The sequence below is a fragment of the Verrucosispora sp. ts21 genome, from assembly GCF_002879555.1.
In the GTDB taxonomy this organism is placed as follows: Bacteria; Actinomycetota; Actinomycetes; order Mycobacteriales; family Micromonosporaceae; genus Micromonospora; species Micromonospora gifhornensis.
The window spans coordinates 1-22,560 of record NZ_PNOZ01000090.1 but is presented as its reverse complement, the minus strand read 5'-3'; the positions used below and the strand labels follow the sequence as shown (position 1 = coordinate 22,560).

General features: G+C 70.6%; 18 protein-coding genes and 1 pseudogene. 11 read left to right on the top strand and 8 right to left on the bottom strand.

Annotated features, from left to right (window positions below; translation table 11 throughout):
• The 3 genes from C1A38_RS26725 to C1A38_RS26715 form a co-directional block, all read right to left on the bottom strand.
• The coding region (locus C1A38_RS26725) for a hypothetical protein (protein WP_102660478.1) at nucleotides 1-241 on the bottom strand (241 nt) is incomplete at its 3' end.
• An 83-nt stretch (nucleotides 242-324) separates the two neighbouring features.
• Complete coding sequence (mscL, locus tag C1A38_RS26720; RefSeq protein ID WP_102660474.1) at nucleotides 325-786, bottom strand: large conductance mechanosensitive channel protein MscL; 462 nt, start codon at nucleotides 784-786, stop codon at nucleotides 325-327.
• 39 nt (nucleotides 787-825) lie between these two features.
• The gene (locus C1A38_RS26715) at nucleotides 826-1,509 is read right to left on the bottom strand and encodes a FadR/GntR family transcriptional regulator (protein WP_102660473.1); all 684 of its coding nucleotides are present in this window, start codon (nucleotides 1,507-1,509) and stop codon (nucleotides 826-828) included.
• Between the two features lie 50 nt (nucleotides 1,510-1,559).
• Here C1A38_RS26715 and C1A38_RS26710 point away from each other — a divergent pair, with 50 nt between their 5' ends.
• Complete coding sequence (locus C1A38_RS26710) at nucleotides 1,560-2,873, top strand: MFS transporter (RefSeq protein ID WP_102660472.1); 1,314 nt, start codon at nucleotides 1,560-1,562, stop codon at nucleotides 2,871-2,873.
• Nucleotides 2,874-2,883: 10 nt separating this feature from the next.
• Here the strand turns inward: C1A38_RS26710 and C1A38_RS26705 are convergent, their stop codons facing one another.
• Nucleotides 2,884-3,240, bottom strand: a complete 357-nt coding sequence (locus tag C1A38_RS26705) for an STAS domain-containing protein (RefSeq protein WP_013730957.1) — start codon at nucleotides 3,238-3,240, stop codon at nucleotides 2,884-2,886.
• A 164-nt stretch (nucleotides 3,241-3,404) separates the two neighbouring features.
• Between C1A38_RS26705 and C1A38_RS26700 the strand changes: the two genes are divergently transcribed.
• The 7 genes from C1A38_RS26700 (at nucleotide 3,405) to C1A38_RS26670 (ending at nucleotide 9,550) form a co-directional block, all read left to right on the top strand.
• On the top strand, nucleotides 3,405-4,265 hold the full coding sequence (locus tag C1A38_RS26700; RefSeq protein ID WP_102660471.1) for an STAS domain-containing protein: 861 nt from the start codon (nucleotides 3,405-3,407) through the stop codon (nucleotides 4,263-4,265).
• A complete protein-coding gene (locus tag C1A38_RS26695) occupies nucleotides 4,265-4,675 on the top strand; it encodes an STAS domain-containing protein (RefSeq protein WP_102660470.1) in 411 nt (136 codons plus the stop codon). Before C1A38_RS26700 ends, C1A38_RS26695 begins: the two co-directional genes overlap by 1 nt.
• A complete protein-coding gene (locus C1A38_RS26690) occupies nucleotides 4,672-5,091 on the top strand; it encodes an ATP-binding protein (RefSeq protein ID WP_102660469.1) in 420 nt (139 codons plus the stop codon). Before C1A38_RS26695 ends, C1A38_RS26690 begins: the two co-directional genes overlap by 4 nt.
• Complete coding sequence (locus tag C1A38_RS26685) at nucleotides 5,079-6,098, top strand: SpoIIE family protein phosphatase (RefSeq protein WP_199180342.1); 1,020 nt, start codon at nucleotides 5,079-5,081, stop codon at nucleotides 6,096-6,098. Before C1A38_RS26690 ends, C1A38_RS26685 begins: the two co-directional genes overlap by 13 nt.
• Entirely contained in the window at nucleotides 6,098-7,447 is a 1,350-nt protein-coding gene (locus tag C1A38_RS26680) for a sensor histidine kinase (RefSeq protein WP_102660468.1), read from the top strand. The genes C1A38_RS26685 and C1A38_RS26680 overlap by 1 nt, the downstream gene beginning before the upstream one ends.
• A gap of 1 nt (nucleotide 7,448) precedes the next feature.
• A complete protein-coding gene (locus C1A38_RS26675; protein WP_102660467.1) occupies nucleotides 7,449-8,984 on the top strand; it encodes a SpoIIE family protein phosphatase in 1,536 nt (511 codons plus the stop codon).
• Between the two features lie 182 nt (nucleotides 8,985-9,166).
• Nucleotides 9,167-9,550: an STAS domain-containing protein gene (locus C1A38_RS26670; protein ID WP_102660466.1), complete on the top strand. Its 384-nt coding sequence runs from the start codon at nucleotides 9,167-9,169 to the stop codon at nucleotides 9,548-9,550.
• Here the strand turns inward: C1A38_RS26670 and C1A38_RS26665 are convergent.
• From C1A38_RS26665 to C1A38_RS26655, 3 genes and pseudogenes are all read right to left on the bottom strand, one after another.
• Nucleotides 9,549-10,218: pseudogene (locus C1A38_RS26665) on the bottom strand (response regulator transcription factor); the annotation flags it as partial. The gene C1A38_RS26670 and the pseudogene C1A38_RS26665 overlap by 2 nt on opposite strands.
• Entirely contained in the window at nucleotides 10,206-11,489 is a 1,284-nt protein-coding gene (locus C1A38_RS26660; RefSeq protein WP_102660464.1) for a sensor histidine kinase, read from the bottom strand. The gene C1A38_RS26660 and the pseudogene C1A38_RS26665, both read right to left, overlap by 13 nt.
• A 322-nt stretch (nucleotides 11,490-11,811) precedes the next feature.
• Nucleotides 11,812-13,908 (bottom strand): S9 family peptidase, encoded by a 2,097-nt coding sequence (locus C1A38_RS26655; protein WP_102660463.1) that lies wholly within the window; start codon nucleotides 13,906-13,908, stop codon nucleotides 11,812-11,814.
• Nucleotides 13,909-13,989: 81 nt separating this feature from the next.
• Here C1A38_RS26655 and C1A38_RS26650 point away from each other — a divergent pair, with 81 nt between their 5' ends.
• Complete coding sequence (locus C1A38_RS26650) at nucleotides 13,990-15,336, top strand: FAD-binding oxidoreductase (RefSeq protein ID WP_233197037.1); 1,347 nt, start codon at nucleotides 13,990-13,992, stop codon at nucleotides 15,334-15,336.
• Between the two features lie 74 nt (nucleotides 15,337-15,410).
• Here C1A38_RS26650 and C1A38_RS26645 read toward each other — a convergent pair whose 3' ends face one another.
• On the bottom strand, nucleotides 15,411-17,471 hold the full coding sequence (locus C1A38_RS26645) for a SpoIIE family protein phosphatase (protein WP_102660476.1): 2,061 nt from the start codon (nucleotides 17,469-17,471) through the stop codon (nucleotides 15,411-15,413).
• A 155-nt stretch (nucleotides 17,472-17,626) separates the two neighbouring features.
• Here C1A38_RS26645 and C1A38_RS26640 point away from each other — a divergent pair, with 155 nt between their 5' ends.
• Nucleotides 17,627-21,997 (top strand): hybrid sensor histidine kinase/response regulator, encoded by a 4,371-nt coding sequence (locus tag C1A38_RS26640; RefSeq protein WP_102660475.1) that lies wholly within the window; start codon nucleotides 17,627-17,629, stop codon nucleotides 21,995-21,997.
• A complete protein-coding gene (locus tag C1A38_RS26635) occupies nucleotides 21,994-22,557 on the top strand; it encodes a response regulator (protein ID WP_102660461.1) in 564 nt (187 codons plus the stop codon). The genes C1A38_RS26640 and C1A38_RS26635 overlap by 4 nt, the downstream gene beginning before the upstream one ends.
• Nucleotides 22,558-22,560: the final 3 nt, after the last annotated feature.

The window sequence follows — 22,560 nt, the reverse complement described above, 5'->3', positions numbered from 1 at the left end:
TGGTGGTCCAGGAGGAGGGTGGGCGGGGGGAGAGTTCGCGCCAGGGGTCGGAGGGGTGGAGCAGGGCACGAATGGTTTCCTCGGCCTCGTCGAGGGTGTCGTACTCGTAGAAGCGGGAGACTCCCTCGGCGCCGCCGGCTCGTTGCTCGACGTACCACCGGTCGGCATCCGTACGGAGGAAGACGTCTCGTCGGGCCAGCCGCCCCCACTTCCCGTTCCACAAGTGCTTTCGCTGCTCCATGGCGCGGACTCTATCGAACATGTGTTCGACTCGGAGTGGCCCCTGGCAGGAATCCCGCCAGGGGCTGACGGAGCGTGCCGGGTTCAGCGCCCGCTGGGCGGTTCCTCCCGCGAACCGAGGACGTCGTCCAGGGCGCTGCGCTGCTGGGCCGGCGTGGTGCTGCCGGCGGCGACGAGGGCGTCGCGGATCTCGGTGAGCAGCTTGACCTCCTCGCTCGGCGCGGCGGGCGGCGGCTCCTCACCCCGCTTGCGGCGCTCGGCGAGCTTGTTCATCGGGAAGACGACCAGGAAGTACAGCGCCGCCGCGGTGAGCAGGAACGTGATCAGCGCATTGACGAAGACTCCCCAGGTGACTGGGTTGTTCGCCCCCAGCTCGAACTGGGCACCATCGCCGGCCGGGCCCTTGCCGATCAGGTTGATGACCGGCTGGAGGAACGAACTGGTGAAGGCCGTGACCAGTCCGGTGAACGCGGCACCGATGACGACACCGACCGCGAGGTCGATGACGTTGCCGCGCATGATGAAGTCTTTGAAGCCCTTGAGCATCCGTACTCCCGAGAGGTCCCGTGTTCGTCAGGGGCCAACCTATGCCCCGGGGTCGGGCTCCAGAAAGGCGGCGGCCTCCCGGGCGGCGAGATCCGGGTCACCGGCCCGGATCGCGGCCACCAGTCGGGCGTGGTCGACGTGGCGGTCCGGGGTCAGGACACCGCCCATCGCCTGGGTGACGGTGCGGCGCATGACGGCACCGATGGGGGCGTACAGCTCGGCGAGCATGCCATTGTGCGCCGCCGCGACCACCGCCGTGTGCAGCGCCGCGTCGGCCTCGACGAACTCGGCGACCCGGCCGCCGCGCCAGGCCGCCTCGCGCACGGCCAGCGCCTCGTCGAGGGTAGCCAGGTCCGCAGGGGTACGCCGACGAGCGGCCAACCGTGCCGCCTCCACCTCGAAGGCGCGGCGTACCTCGATCACCTCGGCCATCCGGTCGTCGGTCAGTCGACGGGCCACCACCGGCGCCAGTTCGTCGGTGGAGATGACGTACGTCCCGGAGCCCTGCCGGCATTCCAGCACCCCGGCGTGCGCGAGGGCACGGACCGCCTCGCGCACCGTGTTGCGCCCGACGCCGAGCGCCTCGACCAGTTGTGGTTCGGTCGGGATGCGGCTGCCCACCGGCCACTCGCCGGCCAGGATGCGCTGGCGCAGTTGGGTGATCGTCTGCTGGATCCGCCGCCCGCGGGGCGGTGCCAAGGTGGAATCAACTGCCGGTGGCACTGGTTACAACCTCTCGCCCGAATTCATCCCATGATTGTAGGTTCGAGGTCATGCCCTCGTCGCCCGCTGGCACCCCCGCTGTTCCGACGACCACCGCCGACGGACCGACCACCGCCGACGGGTCGACCGCTCAGGGCACCCAGGTCGTACCCGCGACCGGTGAACCGACCGCGTCCCGCGCCCACGGTGGCCTGCTGGTGCTGGTCGGGATGCTGCTTGTGGCGCTCAACCTGCGGGCCGCCGTCACCAGCCTCGGCGCCCTGCTCGACGAGGTACGCGTCGGCCTGGCGCTCTCCGGCACGATGGCCGGCTTCGTCACCACCCTGCCCACCATCGCGTTCGCCGGTCTCGGAGCGGCCACGCCGTGGCTGGTGCGTCGGCTGTCCACAGCTCGTCTGCTGGTGCTGGGGATGCTGGCACTCGCCGTCGGTCAGGTGCTGCGGGCGGTCACCGGGTCCGCCGTGGTGTTCCTGCTGACCAGCGCGCTCGCGCTGGCCGGGATCGCGGTGGCGAACATCATGATGCCGATGCTGGTCAAGCAGTACTTCCCGCATCGCACCGGGCTGGTCACCGGGGCGTACTCGATGGCGTTGGTGGCGGGCACGACGGTGGCTGCGGCGGCTGCGGTGCCGGTGGCGCACGCCTTCGGCTCCTGGCGGGCGGGGTTGGGCGTCTGGGCGGGGCTGGCGCTTGTCGCCGTACTCCCGTGGTTGCCGGCGGCGCTGCGCAGCCGCAGCCGCACCGATGCGCGGCGGGCGACCCGCGACGGTGTGGCCCGCGTGATCATCCGGCCCGGTCGTACCCGGCTCGGCTGGGCGATGGCTGTCTACTTCGGCGCGCAGTCGCTCAGCGGGTACGCGATCATGGGCTGGTTGGCCCAACTCTTCCGGGACGCGGGTTTCCGTCCGCAGGACGCCGGTCTGCTGCTCGCCGCGGTGACCGCGCTCGGGGTGCCGATCGCGCTGCTGATGCCGACGCTTGCCGGCCGGCTGAAGAACCTGCGGATGCTGGTGTTCGCGCTGACCGCCGCTTCGACGCTGGCCTACCTGGGCCTGGCCCTCGCGCCCCGGGACGCGGCGGTGCTGTGGGTGCTGCTGCTGGCCCTCGGCCAGGGAGCCTTCCCCCTGATCCTGACCACCATCGGCCTGCGGGCCCGCACCGCCGACGGGACGGTCGCGTTGTCGGCCTTCGCGCAGAGCGCGGGATATGTGATCGCGGCGCTGGGGCCGCTGATGGTCGGAATCCTCTACGAGGGCACCGGAGGCTGGACGGCGCCGATCGGTTTCCTGCTGCTCGCCCTCGCGGTGCAGACGGGTGCGGGCATGGTGATCGCCCGCCCTCGCTACATCGAGGACGAGCGCTGAAGGGCTGGAATCAGGAGGAGGCCGGGGTGGGGTCGCCCGCCACCGCCTGGTCGACGGTGGGATAGGTGTGCAGCACCTCCACCAGGCCGCTCACTTCCAGAATGCGAAGCACTCCGCGTTGCGGTGCGGCCAGGCGCACCACTCCGCCGGCCTCGTCGCAGCTGTTCTTGGCGCGGACGAACACCGACAGGCCGGTGGAGTCGCAGAACGAAACCTCCGACAGGTCGAAGACGAGCCGGCTGCGCCCCTTGTCGAGCAGGTCGGTGATCTGGTCCTGCAACTGGGGCGCGGTGGCCATGTCGAGTTCGCCCGCGACCGCCACTACGACCACGTCACCGCGCTGTTCCGTGTGCACCGTCAAGGACATTCGCCAGACCTCCTGTTTATCGGTGGAACGTTATCCCACCGAAGCCCCGGTACGCAGAACGGGCACGAGATCGAGTGGCTGCCGCCATTCGCTTGCTGTGGGGCAAGTAACTTTCGGGTGCTCGGTGATAGAGTCCGGCCGGTCCAGGTCGAGGGGGTTATGTCATGGCGCTGAGCGCTGACGAGAGCGGTCGGCTGGCCGGTCTGCTGACCAGTCATGTCGATCAGGTCACGCAACGGTGGACCGAGGTCGTCGCCGGGCAGTTGCGGGGCCGGCTCAGCCAGGCCGAGCTGCGCCATCAGGTGCAGGAGCTGCACCGAGCCCTGGTCGACGCGCTCGGCAAGGGTCTCACCGACCTGGCTGCCGAGGAGGGGACCGAGCTGCGCGCAGTCCTCGCGGAGGTGTCCCGGGGGCAGGCCCGCCAGGGCTTCTCCGCCGCCGAGACCGCCACCGGTGTGTTCGCTCTCAAGGACGCCCTGCTGAGCGTGATGGAGGCCGACCAGAGCGCCGGGACGCTGCGCGACTACGTCGCCTTCGGCACGCTTGTCGATCAGATGGGTCTGTTCACCTTCGAGAGCTACGTGCGCACCCGGGAGAGCCTGATCGCCGACCAGGCCGAGCAGCTGCTGGAGCTGTCCACCCCGGTGGTCAAGCTCTGGGAGGGCGTGGTGGCGGTGCCGCTGGTCGGCACCCTCGACTCGGCCCGCGCCCAGGTGGTCATGGAGCGGCTGCTGCAGACCCTTGTCGACACCGGCTCGCCGTACGCGATCATCGACATCACCGGCGTGCCGGCGGTGGACACCCAGGTCGCCCAGCACATCCTGAAGACCGTGGTGGCGGCCCGGCTGATGGGTGCCGACTGCATCATCTCCGGCATCCGGCCGCAGATCGCCCAGACCATCGTCGCGCTCGGCATCGAGTTCGGTGACATCGCCACCAAGGCCAGCCTCGCCGACGCGCTGCGGCACGTGCTGCGGCTCACCGGCGTCGAGACCGGCCGCCGCCAGTCGCGCCGGGAGGCCTGATGGAGCGGGTGCCGATTCTCAAGATCGGCGACATTCTGCTGGTCTCCATCCAGGTCGACATGTCCGACCAGACGGCCGTCGCGCTCCAGGAGGACCTGGCCGAGCGGATCGTCGCCACCGGCTGCCACGGTGTGATCATCGACATCACCGCCCTGGACATCGTCGACTCCTTCGTCGGGCGGATGCTCTCCACCATCGCCTCGATCTCCCGGGTGCTCGACGCGGAGACGGTGGTGGTCGGGATGCGTCCGGCGGTCGCCATCACCCTGGTCGAGCTGGGGCTGTCGCTCAACGGCATCCGTACCGCGCTGAACGTCGAGCGGGGGATGGAACTCATCGCCGCCGACCGCGAACGCGAGTACGACGAGTTCGACGACAGCTCGGACGCTGAGCCGACGGCGTCGCCATGACCAGCGGAGTCGACCTGAGCCGACCGCAGGCGCAGACGGTCGGCAGCGACGAAGACGTGGTACGCGTACGCCAACTGGTGCGTACGGTGGCGGTGGCGGCCAAGCTGTCTCTGGTCGACCAGACCAAGGTGGTCACCGCGGCCAGCGAGCTCGCCCGCAACACCCTTGTCTACGGCGGTGGGGGCACCGTCGAGGTGGCCGCAGTGGACAATGGCCGCCGCCCCGGCATCAGCATCGTCTTCGCCGACTCCGGGCCCGGCATCGCCGACCTGGAGCTGGCGCTGACCGACGGATACACCACCGGCGGTGGCCTCGGCCTCGGCCTCAGCGGTGCCCGACGGCTGGTCGACGAGTTCGACATCCAGACCGCTCCCGGTCAAGGCACCCGGATCACGATCACCAAGTGGTCCCGTTGACGGCCGAGCCGGTCACCGACCGGGGTGCCTGGTTCCGAGTGGAGTCCGGCAGTCCCGGCACTGCCGTGCGGCGGGCCGCCGAACGGTTGGGCGAGCAGCTGGGGCTGCCCGACGGTCGGATCGCCGATCTGGCCATCGTCGCGGCGGAGCTGACCAGCAACCTGATCAAGCACGCCGAGGACGGGGTGCTGCTGCTTCGACCGGTACGTCGCCAGTTGGACGCGGGTGTTGAACTGGTCGCGATCGACTCCGGGCCGGGCATGATCGATCTTGTCGACTCCGCCCGCGACGGCCACTCGACAACCGGCACGCTCGGCATCGGCCTGGGGGCGATCGTCCGCCAGGCCAGCTGGTTCGACGCGTACTCGCAGCCAGGCCGAGGGACGGTCATCGCCGTGCAGGTGTTCGCCGCCGCGGAAACCGAACGCCCCTGGGTGGGCGGGCTCATCCGGCCGCTGACCGGGGAGACGATAAGCGGAGACGGATACGCCTGGCGGACCATCGGCGAGCGCCGTCAGGTGCTGGTCACCGACGGACTGGGGCACGGGCCGCTGGCCGCCGCCGCCACCGATGCCGCGCTCGCCGCCTTCCGGGCCGCACCGGCGGCCGCCCCCGCAGAGGTGGTCAGCCATCTGCACCGGGCGTTGTCGCACACCCGAGGCGCGGCGCTCGCCGTGGCCGAGCCGGACCCGGCGGCCGGGTTGCTGCGGTACGCCGGGCTGGGCAACATCAGCGGCGTGGTGGCCACCGGGGACGGCCGGCGGCGAGGGCTGGTCTCGCTGCCCGGTATCGCCGGGCACCAACGCCCCACGATCCGGCAGTACGACTACCCGTTCGACGCCGACAGCCTGCTGGTCATGCACAGCGACGGGGTGGTCGATCGCTGGCGGCTCGCCGACTATCCCGGCCTGGCCGGGCGGTCGCCGCTGGTGGTGGCCGCCACGCTGCTACGGGACGCGGGCATCCGCCGCGACGACGCCGGCGTACTGGTGGCGAGGCCCTGGTGATGGAGCACGAACCGCTGTTGCAGATGGCGTTGCGGGTGGAGCAGGACATCTTCGTGGTCCGCCAGCGGGGCCGGGAGGTTGCCGCCGCGGTCGGCCTGGAGCGCCAGGACCAGGTCCGGATCGCCACCGCCCTGAGCGAGGTGGCCCGGGACCTGCTGCGCGGCGTCGGCGGCGCCGACGTGGTGTTCGCCGTCACCGCCGCTCCGGACGGCCGACAGCACCTGCGAGTCGACCTCGTCCCGGTCAGCCCGCTGCCCGACCGGCGGTACGAGCCGCAGTCGGGTGCGGTGGCACGCCTGGTGGACACGTTGAGCGTGGTGGCCGCAGCGGGGGATACGGTCGTGAGGATGTCACGACGTATCCCGGTCACCGCGCAGGCGCTCACGCCACAGCGTGTCGAGCAACTGCGTGCCCAGCTCGGGCAGAGCGTGCCGGGCACAGTGGAGGAGGAACTCGCCACCCAGAACTCGCAACTGATCGCCGCCCTCGACGAGGTACGCAGCCAGCGCGACGAACTGGCGCGGCTCAACGAGGAGCTGGAGCAGACCAACCGAGGCGTGCTGGCGCTCTATCATCAGCTGACCGACGAGTTGGAGGAGACCAACCGGGGTGTGGTGGCGCTGTACGCCGAGTTGGACGAGAAGTCGGTGCAGCTGCGCTCGGCGAGCGAGTCGAAGAGCCGCTTCCTGGCCAACGTCAGCCACGAGTTGCGGGCACCGGTGACCGCGATCATCGGGTTGGCCCGGCTGCTCACCGACGCCGCGTCCGACCCGCTCACCCTTGAGCAGGAACGCCAGGTCGGCCTGATCCGATCCTCGGCGGCGGATCTGCTCTCCCTGGTCAACGAGTTGCTGGACCTGGCCAAGGCCGAGTCGGGTCGGCTCGAACCGAACTGGGCCGAGGTGGACCTGCGCGCGGTCTTCGGTCAGCTGCGCGGCACCCTGCGGGCACTGCACACCGTCCCCGAGGTGACGCTGGTGGTGGAGGAACCATCCTCGCCCGCCACCATCCGTACCGACGAGATGTTGCTCGCCCAGGTGTTGCGCAACCTGCTGCACAACGGTCTGAAGTTCACCACCCGGGGCGAGGTGCGGCTGCGCGCCGAGCGGTCCGGCGACAGCTGGAAGCTCGTCGTGACGGACACCGGCTCCGGAATCCCGGCCGAGTTCCACGAGCGGATCTTCGAGGAGTTCTACCAGGTGCCGGGGCCGTCCCGGGTCGGTGGCACCGGCCTCGGTCTGCCGTACGCCCGGCGGCTGGCCACTCTGCTCGGTGGCACGCTCGAACTGTCAAGTGAGCCGGGTCGGGGCAGCACCTTCACCGTCTCGCTGCCGGCGAACGGTACGTGACGTGGAAACCCCGCCGACCGTTCTGGTGGTCGACGACAGCCGGACCAAGCGCTACCTGCTGGTGAACTGGCTGACGCGGGCCGGGTTCACCGTGATCGAGGCCGAGAGTGGCAGCGAGGCCCTGCGTCAGGTCGAGGTGGACCCCGTCGACCTGGTCGTTCTCGACGTACGGCTGCCGGACCTGAGCGGTTTCGAGGTCTGCGAGCGGATCAAGTCGACCCGCCCCGCGCTGCCGGTGATCCACGTGTCGGCACACGCCATCGACACGACCGACCGCGCACAGGGCCTGACCCGGGGCGCGGACGCGTACCTGGCGGAGCCGATCGATCCGGAGGAGCTAATCGCCACCGCCCACGCGGTGCTCCGCTACTACCAGGCACGACAACGTGCCGAGTTGCTCGCCGAACGACTCACCGGGCTGGCGGACACCACGGTCGCGGTGCACGCCGCGCCGGATTTCGACCGACTGTTGGAGTTGGCGGCGGCCGGGACGGCGGAGATCTTCAAGAGCCCCGCCGCGGTGGTCGCCGAAACCTACGACGGGGAATGCCTGGCCGGGGTCTGCGCCGGGCCGGGTGCCCAGAGCCGCGTCGTGCCGTGGGTCGTCGACGACAGCGACACTCCGATCGGCGCCACCGTCCGGGTGGAGGAACCCGCCGCCTGGGCGTTGGTGGAATGGCCACCGGACGACACGGTGACGGTGGCCGCCGGCCGGCTGCGGGACGACCGGGCGCCGCTCTACGTGGTGGTACCCACCGCGACGCAGACCGCCCAGACGCCGGTGCTGCGCCAGTTGGCGCAGGCGGTGGCGTCCGCGATCGAGGTGCAACGCTCCTTCGACGAGGAGCATCGCATCGCGGTGACGCTGCAACGCAGCCTGCTCCCGCAACGCATCCCGCAGATCGCCGGGCTCGACCTGGCCGTCCGCTACGAGCCGGCCAGCGCCCGTACCGAGATCGGTGGCGACTTCTACGAGCTGGTGATGCTCGACGGTCACCTGCTGCTGGCGATCGGCGACGTGGCGGGCCACTCACTGCACGCCGCGACGGTGATGGCCGAGCTGCGTCACGCACTGCGGGCGTACGCGGTGGAGGGCCACCAGCCGGGAGAGATCCTGCACCGGGTCAACGAGCTGATGCGTACGCTGCTACCCACCGAACTGGCCACCATCTGCGTACTGCTGCTCGACCCGGCCACCGGGCAGGTCCGGCTGGCCAGCGCCGGCCACCTGCCCCCGCTGATCAGCATGGACGGCAGGACCGAGTACGTGCACCACTCCGCACCACTGCTCGGGGTACGGGCACCGCGCCCCGCCGACCTGGAGTTCGTGCTGCCACCCGGGGCGACGATCGTCTTCTACACCGACGGTCTCATCGAGCGGCGTGACGTCACCATCGACGAGGGACTGAACGCGCTCGCGGCGAGCGCCGTACGGGTCGACGCCGACCTCGACCGGTTCTGTCAGCGACTGCTCGACGAACTGGCCCCCGACGAGATCCAGGACGACGTCGCCGTGGTGGCCCTGCGTCGGCACTGAGCCGACCGGCTGTAACTGGCCGCGACGGCCGGGTGCGGGTAGCGTTGCGGCTGGTGTCCTAAACACCACGTCGAGGTCGGCACTGTCGTGCTTCAGCTCTGTCCTCCCCGGCGCCGGATTGACGGTGGCAACCTCTCCGGCCCTCAGAACGCCCTTCGCCAGGGCAGGGACCGAGTCATCCCATGGACGATCTGTTGCGATTCGATCATTACGACGTAAGACCGGGCAGCCGGTACGTGACCCTGACCGGTGAGGCCGACCTGTCCACGATCAAGCACCTTCAGCACGACATCGGACGCCTCCTCGCGCCCCGGTGGGTCACGCACCTGACGCTCGACCTGAAGACGTTGCGGTTCCTCGACTGCGCCGCACTGGCCGTCCTGCTGAGGATCAGGCAGACGGCCATGGCGCGCGGACAGCGGATGACCGTCACCGCCGCCCAGGGCGGCCCGGCGCGGGTCATCGCGCTCAGCGGTAGCGGGCACCTGCTCGACAGCCGATTCGGCACCGTCCAGATCCCTGCTGTCGGCCGACCTGCCGGCCGCGACCTCGTCGCGTTCGCCTGACGGGCTCAGGCGGAGTTGGCGCGCAGGTAGGTAAGTGCGGCCAGCACCCGACGGTTGGTGTCGTCGTCGGGCGGCAGGCCGAGTTTGGCCAGGATGTTGCCTATGTGCTTGCCGACGGCGGCTTCGGTGACGTGCAGCCGGGCGGCGATGGCCGCGTTCGACCGGCCCTCGGCGACCAGCACCAGCACCTCCCGTTCCCGTGCGGTGAGGGCGGCCAGCGGATCGCGGGGGTGGTGCAGCAGCCGCCGGACCACGTCCGGGTCGACCACGGTCCCGCCCGCGAGGACGGTACGCAGGTTGTCGACGAAGTCGGTGACCTCGGCCACCCGGTCCTTGAGCAGGTAGCCGACCCGGCGGCCGTCGACGCTGTCCAGCAGCGCGGCGGCGTACTCGGGCTGCACGTGCTGGCTGAGCACGACCACGGCCAGGCCCGGCTGCTCGCCGCGCAACTCGACCGCCGTGCGCAGCCCGTCGTCGCGGTGGTCGGGCGGCATCCGGATGTCGGTCACCACCAGGTCCGGCCGGTGCGTGCGGACCGCCTCCCGCAGCGCCGGTGCGGTGCCGACCGCGTCGAGCACCTCGAATCCGAACCGGGTGAGCAGGGCCACCAGCCCTTCACGCAGCAGCACCTCGTCCTCGGCGAGTACGACCCGGGTCACCTCGACCACGGTAGTTCCACCCGGACGACCGTGGGACCGCCCACCGGACTGGCCAGCAGCAACCGCCCGTCGGCGGCGGCGACCCGGTCGGCGAGACCGGTCAGGCCGCTGCCGCCCGCTGGGTCCGCGCCGCCCCGTCCGTCGTCGGTGACCTCGACGATCAGGTGGCGTCCGGTGTCGGTGAGCCGGACCTCGGCCCGGGTCGCCCCGGCATGCCGGGCCACGTTGCCGAGCGCCTCCGACACCACGAAGTACGCAGTGGTCTCGGCTGCCTCCGGCAGCGGTCGTGGCAGGTCGGCGTGCACGTCGACGGGCACCGGGGACTCGTCGGCGAGTTCCCGGACCGCACCGGCCAGCCCGAGATCGGTCAGGCTCTGCGGGCGGATGCCCCGGACGATCTGCCGAAGCAACACCATCAGGCTCATGGCCTGCTCGTGCGCCACGTCGAGGGGCCGGGCGGCCGGAGAGTCGTCCGGTACGTCCAGCCGGGCCAGGCCGATCTGCAGACTGAGGCTGGTCAGCCGGGGCTGAGCGCCGTCATGCAGGTCGCGTTCGATGCGCCGACGCTCGGCCTCGTACGCGTCGACCAGCCGGGCCCGCGACCGGGACACCTCGCGCAGCGCGGTCGCGTCCGAGCCGAGCAGCCACCGCGTGACGGCACTCTGGGCGGCGGCCAGCACGCCGGCCGCGTACCAGAGCACCGGTAGCAGCAGCACGCCGACGATCGCGTACGGCACGGCCTGCTCCGGTGTCTGCGCCGTGGCCCAGAGCAGGACCACCTCCTCGCCCGGACCGACCAGGAAAGGGCTGGCGATCAGCCCGAGGTCCAGCGCCACGACGAGGGCGAACAGCCAGTACCCGGCGGGGACGACACCGCCGAGGAAGAACAGGTGGGCGGCCTCCCGCCAGGCCGCGCCCGTGGTGTACCGCGCGGCGAACCCGCGCCAGGGCGCATGCGCCAGCGGACGGTCGTCGACCAGCCCGATCCGGTACCGCTCGAACGCCGCCACCGGCACGCTGAGCAGCGGCGCCAGCGCCAGCACGGTCAACGCGCCGACGGCCAGGAACACCCCGAGCGCCAACGGCACCGGCCGACCCTGGCGGGCCGCGTTGGTCGCGGCGACCAGCGGCGCCACCACCACCAACAACCCGAGCGAGAGTACGCCCGCCAGCGGCACACTTGTCAGCAGGTAGGCCAGGGCTCGCCACGGCCAACTGGTCAGCGGATATCGGCGCTGGCGCAGCGCCTGGGCGAGGTGGGTCGCTGGTACCGGTGTCATGCCGACGACGCTATTGAACGACCTGTCCCGACCCCAGCCGACTGGATCCACCTTCCGGGGTATGCCCAGCCCTACCTGCCGCCGCGCCGGGAGTCCGAAGCTCCTCCCGACTCCTCCCGACCGGAGCGCAGAGGTCGCAGGTGAAGTTTGCCGGCTCGCCAAGGTCACGCTCGATCCCGGATCGAGTGGTCTGTGAGCGTGAGAAAGCCACTCGATCGTGGATCGGGCGTGATCATGGAGGACTGGGCAGACCTGGGAGGGTGGTGCGGCGCCGGCAGCGGGTGAGCGGCCGGCGCCGCGGGAAAGGGAATGACAGGAGCGGTCAGGCGCGGCCGAAGCGGTCCAGGGTCCAGGCGTTGATGAAGGCTTCCTCCCGCCAGGAGTCGTACCGTCCGCTGGGGCCGCCGTGACCGGCCTCCATCTCGGTCTTGAGCAGGTAGTCGCCCTGCGGCGCGACGGCCCGCAGTCGGGCGATCCACTTGGCCGGCTCGTGGTAGAACACCCGCGTGTCGTTGAGGCTGGTCATCGCGAGGATCGCCGGATAGTCCAGCGGCGCGACGTTCTCGTACGGGGTGTACGACTTCATGTAGGCGTACACCTCGGGGTCCGCGAGGGGGTTGCCCCACTCCTCCCACTCGGTCACCGTCAGCGGCAGGGACGGGTCGAGGATGGTGTTGAGCGCGTCCACGAACGGCACCTGCGCGACGATGCCGGTGAAGGCGTCGGGGGCGAGGTTGGCGACCGCGCCCATCAGCAGGCCACCGGCCGAGCCGCCGCGCGCGACCAGCCGGTCCGGTGCCGTCCAGCCGGCCTTCGCCAGGTGGCGGGCGCAGGCGACGAAGTCGGTGAAGGTGTTCTTCTTGGCCAGCATCTTGCCGTGGTCGTACCAGCGGCGGCCCAGTTCACCGCCACCTCGGATGTGGGCCACCGCGAAGATCACCCCACGGTCCAGCAGGGACAGCCGGCCGACCGAGAACCACGGGTCCATGCTGGCCTCGTACGACCCGTAGCCGTAGATGACGCAGGGGGCCGAGCCGTCGCGGGGCGTACCCCGGCGGTAGACAAGCGAGATCGGCACCCGGGTCCCGTCGTCGGCCAACGCCCACTCGCGCTGCTGCTCGTAGTCCTCCGGCTGGTACGGCTGGCCGTCCGGGCCGGGCAGCACCGGCCGGCGGCGCAGCAGCGTCAGTTCCTGGGTCGCCAGGTCGTAGTCGTACACCGAGTCGGGGATGATCAACGAGGTGTAGCGCAGCCGGAGCCGGTCCGTGCGGTACTCGGGATTGCCGTCCAGGCCGACGGTGTGCAGCGGCTCCGGGAACTCGATGTCGTGGGCGTCCCCGCCGTCGAGCGGCACCACCCGCAGACCGGTCAGGCCGTTGCTGCGCAGCGTGACGACCAGGTGGTCGGCGAAGGCGTCCACCGCCTCCAGCCGGGTGCCGGGGGAGTGGTCGATCATCGGCACCCAGTCGCCCGGCGCGTCCGCCGAGGTGTACGCGAGGGCGAAGTCCTCGGCGCCGTCGTTGTGCAGGATCAGGAACCGGTGCCCGTGGTGCTCCACCGAGTACTCGACGCCCTGCCGGCGTGGTGCGATCACCGCGGGTTCGCCGGTCGGGTTGTCGGCCGGGATGACCCGTACCTCGCTGGTGAGCTTGCTGGCGATGTCGATCAGGATGAACCGCTCCGAGCGGGTCAACTCGACCCCGACCCAGAAGCGTTCGTCATCCTCGGCGTGCACCACCACGTCGTCGCCGGCGGCGGTGCCGATCACGTGACGCCAGACCCGGTGCGGGCGCCACGCCTCGTCCACCGTCACGTAGAACAGCACCGAGGCGTCGGTCGACCACGCCGTGCCGTAGAAGGTGCCCGGGATCTCGTCGGGCAGCAGTTCGCCGCTGACGAGATCCTTGATCCGCAGGGTGAACCGCTCGTCGCCGGAGAAGTCCGTGGAGTATGCGAGAGAACGCCCGTCGGGGCTGACGTCGAAGGCGCCCAGGGCGAAGAAGTCGTGCCCCTCGGCGAGCAGGTTGCCGTCGAGCAGGATCTCCTCGCCGTCCAGGGGTGCGCCGTCGGCACTGATCGGGGGCGTGGTCTCGCCGTCGCGTACGGCCCGCCGACAGTGCACCCCGTACTGCCGGCCCTCGACCGTACGGGTGTAGTACCAGTACCCGCCCTTGCGGGTCGGTACCGACAGGTCGGATTCCTGGGTGCGTCGACGGATCTCCTCGAACAACTCGGTCCGCAGCCCGGACAGGTGGGCTGTGCGCCGCTCGGTCCAGGCGTTCTCGGCTTCGAGGTAGGCGATGGTCTCCGGATCGTCCTTCGCGGCCAGCCAGGCGTACTCGTCGACGACGATGTCGTCGTGGTGGACGCGTTCGGTGGGTACCCGCTTCGCCACGGGTGCGGGGGTCTCGGTGGTCACGGCGTCACGTTACCGGCCCTGCTCGGCTCCCGTAGGTAGCAAAGACCTACCGAATCGTTCGAACACATGTACGATCGCGGCATGGTGCCAGCACGTTCCACCGGCACGTCCGGTGCCCTCGACATCACCCGCCGACTGATCGAGATCTGTGGCCCGCGCTTCGCCCGGTTCGCCGGCCCCGCCGACGAGGTGGCCGGGCGACCGGCCCGCTGGGTGGCGGTTCCCGGCGGTGCCGACGCGGCGGCCCGGGTGCTCCGGTTGGCCGCACGACACGACCTGAGCGTGGTCCCGCGCGGGGCCGGCACGAAAATCGACTGGGGTGCTCCGCCCGAGCGGGTCGACATCCTGCTCGACACCGGGCGACTGGCCGGCATCGGGCATCGGCCGCCCGGTCAGCGTGCCGCCGAGGTCGGCGCCGGCACGCCGCTGCGGGCGGTCCAGGCCACCCTGGAACGCACCGGTCAGCGGCTCGCGGTGGACGCCCCCTCGCCCGGTGCCACGATCGGTGGCGTGCTCGCCGCCGACGAGGCGGGTCCGCTGCGGCACCGGCACGGCACCGCCTGCGACCAGCTCGTCAGCCTGCGTTACCTGGCCGCCGACGGGGAGCTGACCGAGGCCGACGGCGGGGCCGCCGGGCTGGCCCAGGCCCGGCTGTTGTGCGGCTCGGAGGGGGCGCTCGGCGTGCTGGTCAGCGCGACCCTGCGGGTGCAGGCCATGCCGGCCTGCCGAGTGTGGGTGACCCGACCGGTGTGGACGCCGCTGGAGGTGCACGATCTGATCCGCGCGGTGCTCGCCGCCCGCCTCGACCCGGCCGCGATCGAGCTGGATCTGCCGGTCGGCGGAAAGGACCGGTTGCCGTGGGATGCGCGGGCCGCCGCGATGGCCCGTCATCCGTCCATGACCGGGCGGTCACCGGCCAGCCCGGCAGGCGCCGGGTCGCTCGTGGTGTTGTTGGAGGGCGGCCCTTCCGACGTGGCGGAGCGCAGCGACCGGCTGGTGTCCCTGCTCGGCGCCCGCGCGACAGTGGCCAGGTCGGCCCCGGCCTGGTGGCGCAGCTATCCGTTCGCCCCCGGTGACACCGCGCTGAGGCTGGAGGTGCCGATCACCGACCTGCACGCGGCGGTGTACGCGCTGCGTGACGCGGCCGGGTCCCCGGTTCCGGTGCGTGGCTCAGCCGGTCTGGGCGTGGTGCACGCCGCCCTGCCGGGCTCGCTCGCGCCCGACCGGGTGGCGGCGATCCTGGCCGCCGTCCGCAGCGTGCTGCTGGCCCGGCAGGGCCGATGCGTGGTGCTCTCCGCGCCACCGGCCGTCCGGCGGGCCGTCGACCTCTGGGGCGAGTTGGTCGGCCTGGCCCGCCTCCGCGCGGTCAAGCAGCACCTCGACCCGGGCCACCGGCTCGCTCCCGGCCGCCTCCCCGGCGGCCTCTGATCGGAGGCGAGGCGGACCAGCCGCTGGCGGGTGAGGTGGATCAGTCGGTGGCCTCTGACGGCGGGTGAGGTGGGTCAGCCGGCGGCGTCGTTGCGCAGGACGAGGATGGCGATGTCGTCGCGCGGCTCCTCCACCGAGAAGTTGATCGCGGTGGCGCGCAGCCGGGCCGCCACCACGTCGGCGGGGTAGCCGGCGAGCGGAGTGGCGGCGTCACGCAGCCGACCGATGCCGAACAGCTCCCGGCCCCGGCGGCGCTCGGTCACCCCGTCGGTGTAGAAGACCAGGCAGTCACCGGGGCCGAGGATGATCTCGGAGGACGGTGAGCTGATCGTGTCGAGCAGGCCGAGCGCGGTGCCACCGCTGCCGACGAAGCTGGCCGGGCCGCCACCGGTACGCAGCAGCAACGGTCGATCATGTCCGGCCAGGTGCAGCTCGACGTCGAGCCGGTCACCCTCGCTCGGCGCGACCACGGCCAGCGCCAGCGTGCAGTACCGTCCGGCACCCCGCTCGACCAGCGTCTCGTTGAGCCGGGACAGCAACTCCGGCAGCGGCTTGCCGTCGCCGGCCAGCACCCGGATCACGTCCCGGACCAGCCCGGTGACCGCCGCGGCCTGCACTCCCTTGCCGGATACGTCGCCGATCACCACCAGCCAGCGCCCGTCCGGCAGCGGCACCACGTCGTAGAAGTCACCACCGACGTCGGCGTCCCCGCCGGTCGGGACGTACTCGGCGGCGAAGCCGATGCCGTCGACCACCGGCAGCACCGGCGGTAGCAGCGACTGTTGCAGGGTCTGCGCGATGCGTCGCCGTTCCGCGTGGATCCGGGCGTTCTCGATGGCCAGGGCGGCCCGCCGGGCCACGTCCTCCAGCACCGCGATTTCGTCCGGGTCGTGCCGGTGCCGCTGGTGTCGCCCGACCGCCAGGGTGCCGAGGCGCTGCCCCCGGGCGATCAACGGTACGGCGAAGCCCTCCATCGGCGCGCCCAGCGGCGTCTGGGTGCCGTTGCGGCTGGCCTCCCGCAGCCGGGCCTGGATCGAGTCGGGACCCGATTCGCGCAGCGTGGCGTGCAACTGCGGCAGCATCGCCTCGTCGGCGTGCGTGGCGGCGGCCAGGCACAGCCGGCCCCACTCGTCGGTGGTGTGCACCGCGCACCACTGACCGAGCCGGGGCACCACCAACTGCGGGACGAGCGCCATGGTCAGTTCCACGTCCAACGACTGGGCGAGCAGTTCGCTGGCCTCGGCGAGGAAGGTGAGCCATGCCTGTCGGCGTACGTCGGCGCGGCGCAGCCGGTCGTTCTCCAGGTGCAGCGAGAGCCGTTCGGCGGTCAGCACCGCCAGCGGGCGGGCGTACGCGGTGGGCGCGGCGTCCAGTTCCAGTTCCCCGGCGTACGGGCGATGCACCGCCAGCGGCACCCGGAGCAGGTCGTGGCCGGGCCGGGGCTGCCGACCGTACCGGGCGAGCACCTGGGTGCCCTGCCCGTCGCCACGATCCAGTCGCACCACACCTCCGGCGGCACCGATCATCTCCGCCACCCGGGTGAGCAGGTTCGTGGCGAAGTCGGGCAGCGGATCCTCGGCGTACGGATCGGGCAGGGTCTGCATCAGCGTGCTCATCGCCCCGGCGCTGGGTGCGGTGGTCACCGCGGCACCGTCCGCCTCACCGGCCGACGCCGGGCGGCCGTCCCCCGCCGGGCTGCGCCGGTCCAGGCGGAACCACACGCCCTTGCCGCTGGGCAGGTAGGTGGTGCCCCAGCGGCTGGCGAAGTGATCGACGAGCAGCAGTCCCCGGCCGCGTTCGGCGACCTCGGTGATCTCCGTGGCCGCGTTGCGTACCCCGACGGTGAGTTCGTCGACCGGGCCGGAGGCGAAGTCGGACACGGTCACGGTCAGCCCGGCCGCGTCGGCGCTCACCTCGACGTCCAGTTCGGTGCGGGCGTGCTCGACGGCGTTGGTGGACAGCTCGGTGGTGAGCAGAAGTGCCTCGTTGAGCAGTTCGTCCAGGTCAGCCTCGGCGAGTACGGAGCGCACGACGGCCCGCGCCGCCGCCGGCGTACGACGATCCGCCGGCAGCCGGACACGTCGTACGTGCTCGTGTGGGCCTCCGGTCGCCGCGGGCCCCGCCTCCGCTGCCACCCTCGTATCCTCCACCGCCACCCCTGGTGTGCCAAACCGATCGGCGTTCGCGTCCGTAACCCGGGCGGCGATGCATCGTGGCGGTTTCGAGGTCACGGGGACAATGATGGGGTGACCCGGCGCGAGCCGGTGGACCCCGAGGTGAGCGAGGAATGATGACCACGGCGAAACAGTCGGCGACCGCGGAGATCAGCGTCGCCGACCACGAGGCGGTCCTCACCGAGCTGGCGGAGGCGCTGCGCCGGGTGCGCGGCGGTGACCTCAAGGTCAGGCTTCCGCGGCGTTCCGGCGCGGCCGGGGAGGTGGCGGACGCCTTCAACGACGTGGTGTCGCTCCAGGAGCGGCAGCATCTGGATCTACGGCGGATCAGCCGGATCGTCGGTCGGGACGGCCGGCTGACCGAGCGGCTGGACGAAGAGGGATTGGACGGCTCGTGGGCGGAAGGTCAGCGGGCCGTCAACTCGTTGATCGACGACCTGGGTCGACCCACCACCGAGATCGCGCGGGTCATCGTCGCCGTCGCCGACGGTGACCTTTCCCAGCACATGGCGCTGGAGATCGACGGCCGCCCGCTGCGCGGTGAGTACCTGCGCATCGGCCGCACCGTCAACACCATGGTCGACCAGCTCTCGTCCTTCTCCAACGAGGTGACCCGGGTGGCCCGTGAGGTGGGCACCGAGGGCAAGCTCGGCGGCCAGGCCGACGTACGCGGCGTCGCCGGCACCTGGAAGGACCTCACCGACTCGGTGAACACCATGGCGTCGAACCTCACCGGTCAGGTGCGGTCGATCTCCCAGGTGGCCACGGCAGTGGCGAAGGGCGACCTGAGCCAGAAGATCACGGTGAGCGCCCGGGGCGAGGTCGCCGAGTTGGCCGACACGATGAACTCGCTGACCGACACCCTGCGGCTCTTCGCCGAGCAGGTGACCCGGGTGGCCCGTGAGGTGGGCACCGAGGGCAAGCTGGGTGGTCAGGCCGAGGTTCCCAACGTGGCCGGCACCTGGAAGGACCTCACCGACAGCGTCAACTCGATGGCGTCGAACCTGACCGCCCAGGTGCGCAACATCGCCCAGGTGTCCACGGCGGTTGCCCGCGGCGACCTGTCGCAGAAGATCACCGTGGCGGCGCAGGGAGAGATCCTCGAACTCAAGGACACCGTCAACACGATGGTGGATCAGTTGTCGTCGTTCGCCGACGAGGTCACGCGGGTGGCCCGTGAGGTGGGCACCGAGGGCAAGCTCGGTGGTCAGGCCCAGGTACGCGGGGTCTCCGGCACCTGGCGGGACCTGACCGAGAACGTCAACCAGCTGGCCGGCAACCTGACCAGCCAGGTCCGCAACATCTCCCAGGTGTCCACGGCGGTGGCCAAGGGTGACCTGTCGCAGAAGATCACGGTCGACGCGCGCGGCGAGATCCTGGAGCTCAAGGACACCGTCAACACGATGGTGGATCAGTTGTCGTCGTTCGCCGACGAGGTCACGCGGGTGGCCCGTGAGGTGGGCACCGAGGGCAAGCTCGGTGGTCAGGCCCAGGTGAAGGGCGTCTCGGGCACCTGGCGGGACCTGACCGACAACGTGAACTCGATGGCGTCGAACCTCACCAGCCAGGTACGGAACATCGCCTCGGTCACCACGGCCGTCGCCAAGGGTGACCTGTCGCAGAAGATCACCGTGGATGCCCGCGGCGAGATCCTGGAGCTGAAGAACACCGTCAACACGATGGTGGACCAGCTGTCGTCGTTCGCCGACGAGGTGACCCGGGTGGCCCGTGAGGTGGGCACCGAGGGCAAGCTCGGCGGCCAGGCCCAGGTACGCGGCGTGGCCGGCACCTGGCGGGATTTGACCGACAACGTGAACTCGATGGCGTCGAACCTGACCAGCCAGGTGCGAAACATCGCCCAGGTCTCCACCGCAGTGGCCAAGGGTGACCTGTCGCAGAAGATCACGGTGGACGCGCAGGGTGAGATCCTGGAGCTGAAGAACACCGTCAACACGATGGTGGATCAGTTGTCGTCGTTCGCCGACGAGGTCACGCGGGTGGCCCGTGAGGTGGGCACCGAGGGCAAGCTCGGTGGTCAGGCCCAGGTGAAGGGCGTCTCGGGCACCTGGCGGGACCTGACCGACAACGTGAACTCGATGGCGTCGAACCTCACCAGCCAGGTACGGAACATCGCCTCCGTCACCACCGCCGTCGCCAACGGTGACCTGTCGCAGAAGATCACCGTCGACGCGCAGGGTGAGATCCTGGAGCTCAAGAACACCGTCAACACGATGGTGGATCAGTTGTCCTCGTTCGCCGACGAGGTGACCCGGGTGGCCCGCGAGGTCGGCATCGAAGGCAAGCTCGGTGGTCAGGCCCAGGTGAAGGGGGTCTCCGGCACCTGGCGGGACCTGACCGAGAACGTCAACCAGCTCGCCTCCACCCTGACCACCCAGTTGCGGGCGATCGCCCAGGTGTCGACGTCGGTGACCCGCGGCGACCTGACCCAGCGGATCGCGGTGAAGGCGCAGGGCGAGGTCGCCGAGCTCAAGGACAACATCAACCAGATGATCGTCACCCTGCGGGAGACCACCCACAAGAACGCCGAGCAGGGCTGGCTCGACTCCAACCTGGCCCGCATCGGTGGTCTGTTGCAGGGCCAGCGCGACCTCGGCGAAGTCTGCCGGATGATCATGATGGAGGTGACGCCACTGGTCGACGCGCAACTCGGCGCGTTCTTCCTGGCGGACAACTCCGAGGGCGTGATGCGGCTACGGCTGACCGCCTCGTACGGCTACGTGTCCCGAGGTCACGAGGTCACCTTCGGCCCCGGTGAAGGGCTGGTCGGGCAGACCGCCCTCTCCCGCCGGACGATCCGCGTCGGCGCCGTACCGGACGGGCGGATCACGCTGCGCTCCGGGCTGGCCGACACCCCACCGGCCGACCTGGTCGTGCTGCCGGTCCTCTTCGAGGGCGAACTACTCGGGGTGATCGAGTTCGCCAGCGTCACACCCTTCTCCGAGTTGCACCTGTCCTTCCTGGAGCGGCTGGTCGCCACCATCGGCATCGCGGTCAACACCATTCAGGCCAACCGGCGTACGGAGGAACTGCTCGCCCAGTCGCAGCGGCTGGCCCACGAGTTGCAGGAACAGTCGGCGGAGTTGCAGCGCACCAACGCCGAACTGGAGGAGAAGGCGACCCTGCTGTCGGAGCAGAAGGGCAACATCGAGACCAAGAACCGGGAGATCGAGATGGCCCGGCTCGGTCTGGAGGAGAAGGCGCAGCAGCTCACCCGCGCCTCGGCGTACAAGTCGGAGTTCCTGGCGAACATGAGCCACGAACTGCGTACGCCGCTGAACTCGCTGCTCCTGCTGGCTCGGCTGCTGGCGGAGAACTCGGAGCGCAACCTGACCCCGAAGCAGATCGAGTTCGCCCGGACGATCCACGGCTCCGGTTCGGATCTGCTGCGCCTGATCGACGACATCCTCGACCTGTCCAAGATCGAGGCTGGGCGGATGGACGTGGAGCCGACCGAGGTCCGGTTCGAGGAGATCCGCAGTTACGTCGAGCAGGCGTTCGCCCCGCAGGCCGAGGAGAAGGGCCTGGACTTCCAGGTACGAGTGGCCAAGGATCTGCCGCCCGCGGTGGTCACCGACGCCCAGCGACTCCAGCAGATCCTGCGCAACCTGCTCTCCAACGCGGTGAAGTTCACCGACAACGGCGCGGTGACGCTGCGCATCTCCCGGGCGCCGGAGCACGCGGTCTTCGACGTACCGGCGTTGATCAACGCCCGTCAGGTGATCGCGTTCACGGTGGTCGACACCGGCATCGGCATCTCCGACGACAAGCTGTCACTGATCTTCGAGGCGTTCCAGCAGGCGGACGGCACCACCAGCCGTCGCTACGGCGGTACCGGACTGGGCCTGTCCATCAGTCGCGACCTGGCCCGGTTGATCGGCGGCACGATCACCGTCAGTTCGGTGCCCAACCAGGGCTCGACATTCACCCTCTACCTGCCCGACGTGCTGGCGCCGGACGCCGTGGTGGCCCCGGCACCACCCTCCCCGCAGCGGGCCGGCCTGCCGTCGTCGCTGCTGATGCCACCGGTGGAGTTGCTGCCACAGCAGCCGGAGGCGCCGAAGACCCGCCAACTGGACGGCGCCACGGTGCTGATCGTCGACGACGATGTGCGCAACGTGTTCGCCCTGACCAGCGCGCTGGAACTACACGGCATGACGGTGCTCTACGCCGACAACGGCAACGACGGCGTACGCCTGCTCGCCGAGCACCCGGAGGTCGACATCGTGCTGATGGATGCCATGATGCCCGACCAGGACGGGTACGAGACCACCAGGCAGATCCGGCGCAACCACCGGTTCGCCGATCTGCCGATCGTGTTCCTCACGGCCAAGGCGATGCCCGGCGATCGGGAGTCGGCGATCGTGGCGGGGGCGAGTGACTACATCACCAAACCTGTCGACCTGGACGAGCTGATCGAGTTGATGGGCTCCTGGATCAGTGGCAGCCGTACCGAGGAGGGCTCGTGACGCAGGTGGCGAAGGCGCTACTGGTCGATGACCGCCGGGAGAACCTGATGGCCCTGGAGGCGATCCTCCAGGGGCTGCCGGTGCAGTCGGTGGCGGTGGAGAGCGGGGAGGCGGCGCTCAAGCAACTGCTGGTCGACGATTTCGCGGTCATCCTGCTCGACGCCCAGATGCCGGACATGGACGGCTTCGAGACGGCCAGCCACATCAAGCGGCGCGAACGCACCCGGCACGTACCGATCATCTTCCTGACCGCCGCCGACCGGGACGCGCAACTGGCCCTGCGCGGCTACGCGGTCGGCGCGGTGGACTACCTGACCAAGCCCTTCGACCCCTGGGTGCTGCGAGCCAAGGTCTCCGTCTTCGTGGAACTCTGGACCAAGACCCGCCAACTGGCCGCCCAGTCGGAGATGGTCCGCGAGCGCGACGCCCAGTGGCGCCTGCTCACCGACGCCGTCGACGAGGCCACCACCCTCCTACGCTCCGCCGACGACAACCCCGACGCCATCGCCCAAGCCCTGACCACCCTCGAACAAGCCCGCTGGGGCCCCACCCCCGACTAACCC

Bases quoted from the DNA above. Each gene is read 5' to 3' on its own strand.
- C1A38_RS26695 (WP_102660470.1), top strand. From the start codon at position 4,265: ATGGAGCGGGTGCCGATTCTCAAGATCGGCGACATTCTGCTGGTCTCC.
- C1A38_RS26690 (WP_102660469.1), top strand. From the start codon at position 4,672: ATGACCAGCGGAGTCGACCTGAGCCGACCGCAGGCGCAGACGGTCGGC.
- C1A38_RS26670 (WP_102660466.1), top strand. From the start codon at position 9,167: ATGGACGATCTGTTGCGATTCGATCATTACGACGTAAGACCGGGCAGC.
- C1A38_RS26680 (WP_102660468.1), top strand. From the start codon at position 6,098: ATGGAGCACGAACCGCTGTTGCAGATGGCGTTGCGGGTGGAGCAGGAC.
- C1A38_RS26660 (WP_102660464.1), bottom strand. From the start codon at position 11,489: ATGACACCGGTACCAGCGACCCACCTCGCCCAGGCGCTGCGCCAGCGC.
- C1A38_RS26640 (WP_102660475.1), top strand. From the start codon at position 17,627: ATGACCACGGCGAAACAGTCGGCGACCGCGGAGATCAGCGTCGCCGAC.
- C1A38_RS26705 (WP_013730957.1), bottom strand. From the start codon at position 3,240: ATGTCCTTGACGGTGCACACGGAACAGCGCGGTGACGTGGTCGTAGTG.
- C1A38_RS26650 (WP_233197037.1), top strand. From the start codon at position 13,990: ATGGTGCCAGCACGTTCCACCGGCACGTCCGGTGCCCTCGACATCACC.
- mscL (WP_102660474.1), bottom strand. From the start codon at position 786: ATGCTCAAGGGCTTCAAAGACTTCATCATGCGCGGCAACGTCATCGAC.
- C1A38_RS26710 (WP_102660472.1), top strand. From the start codon at position 1,560: ATGCCCTCGTCGCCCGCTGGCACCCCCGCTGTTCCGACGACCACCGCC.
- C1A38_RS26700 (WP_102660471.1), top strand. From the start codon at position 3,405: ATGGCGCTGAGCGCTGACGAGAGCGGTCGGCTGGCCGGTCTGCTGACC.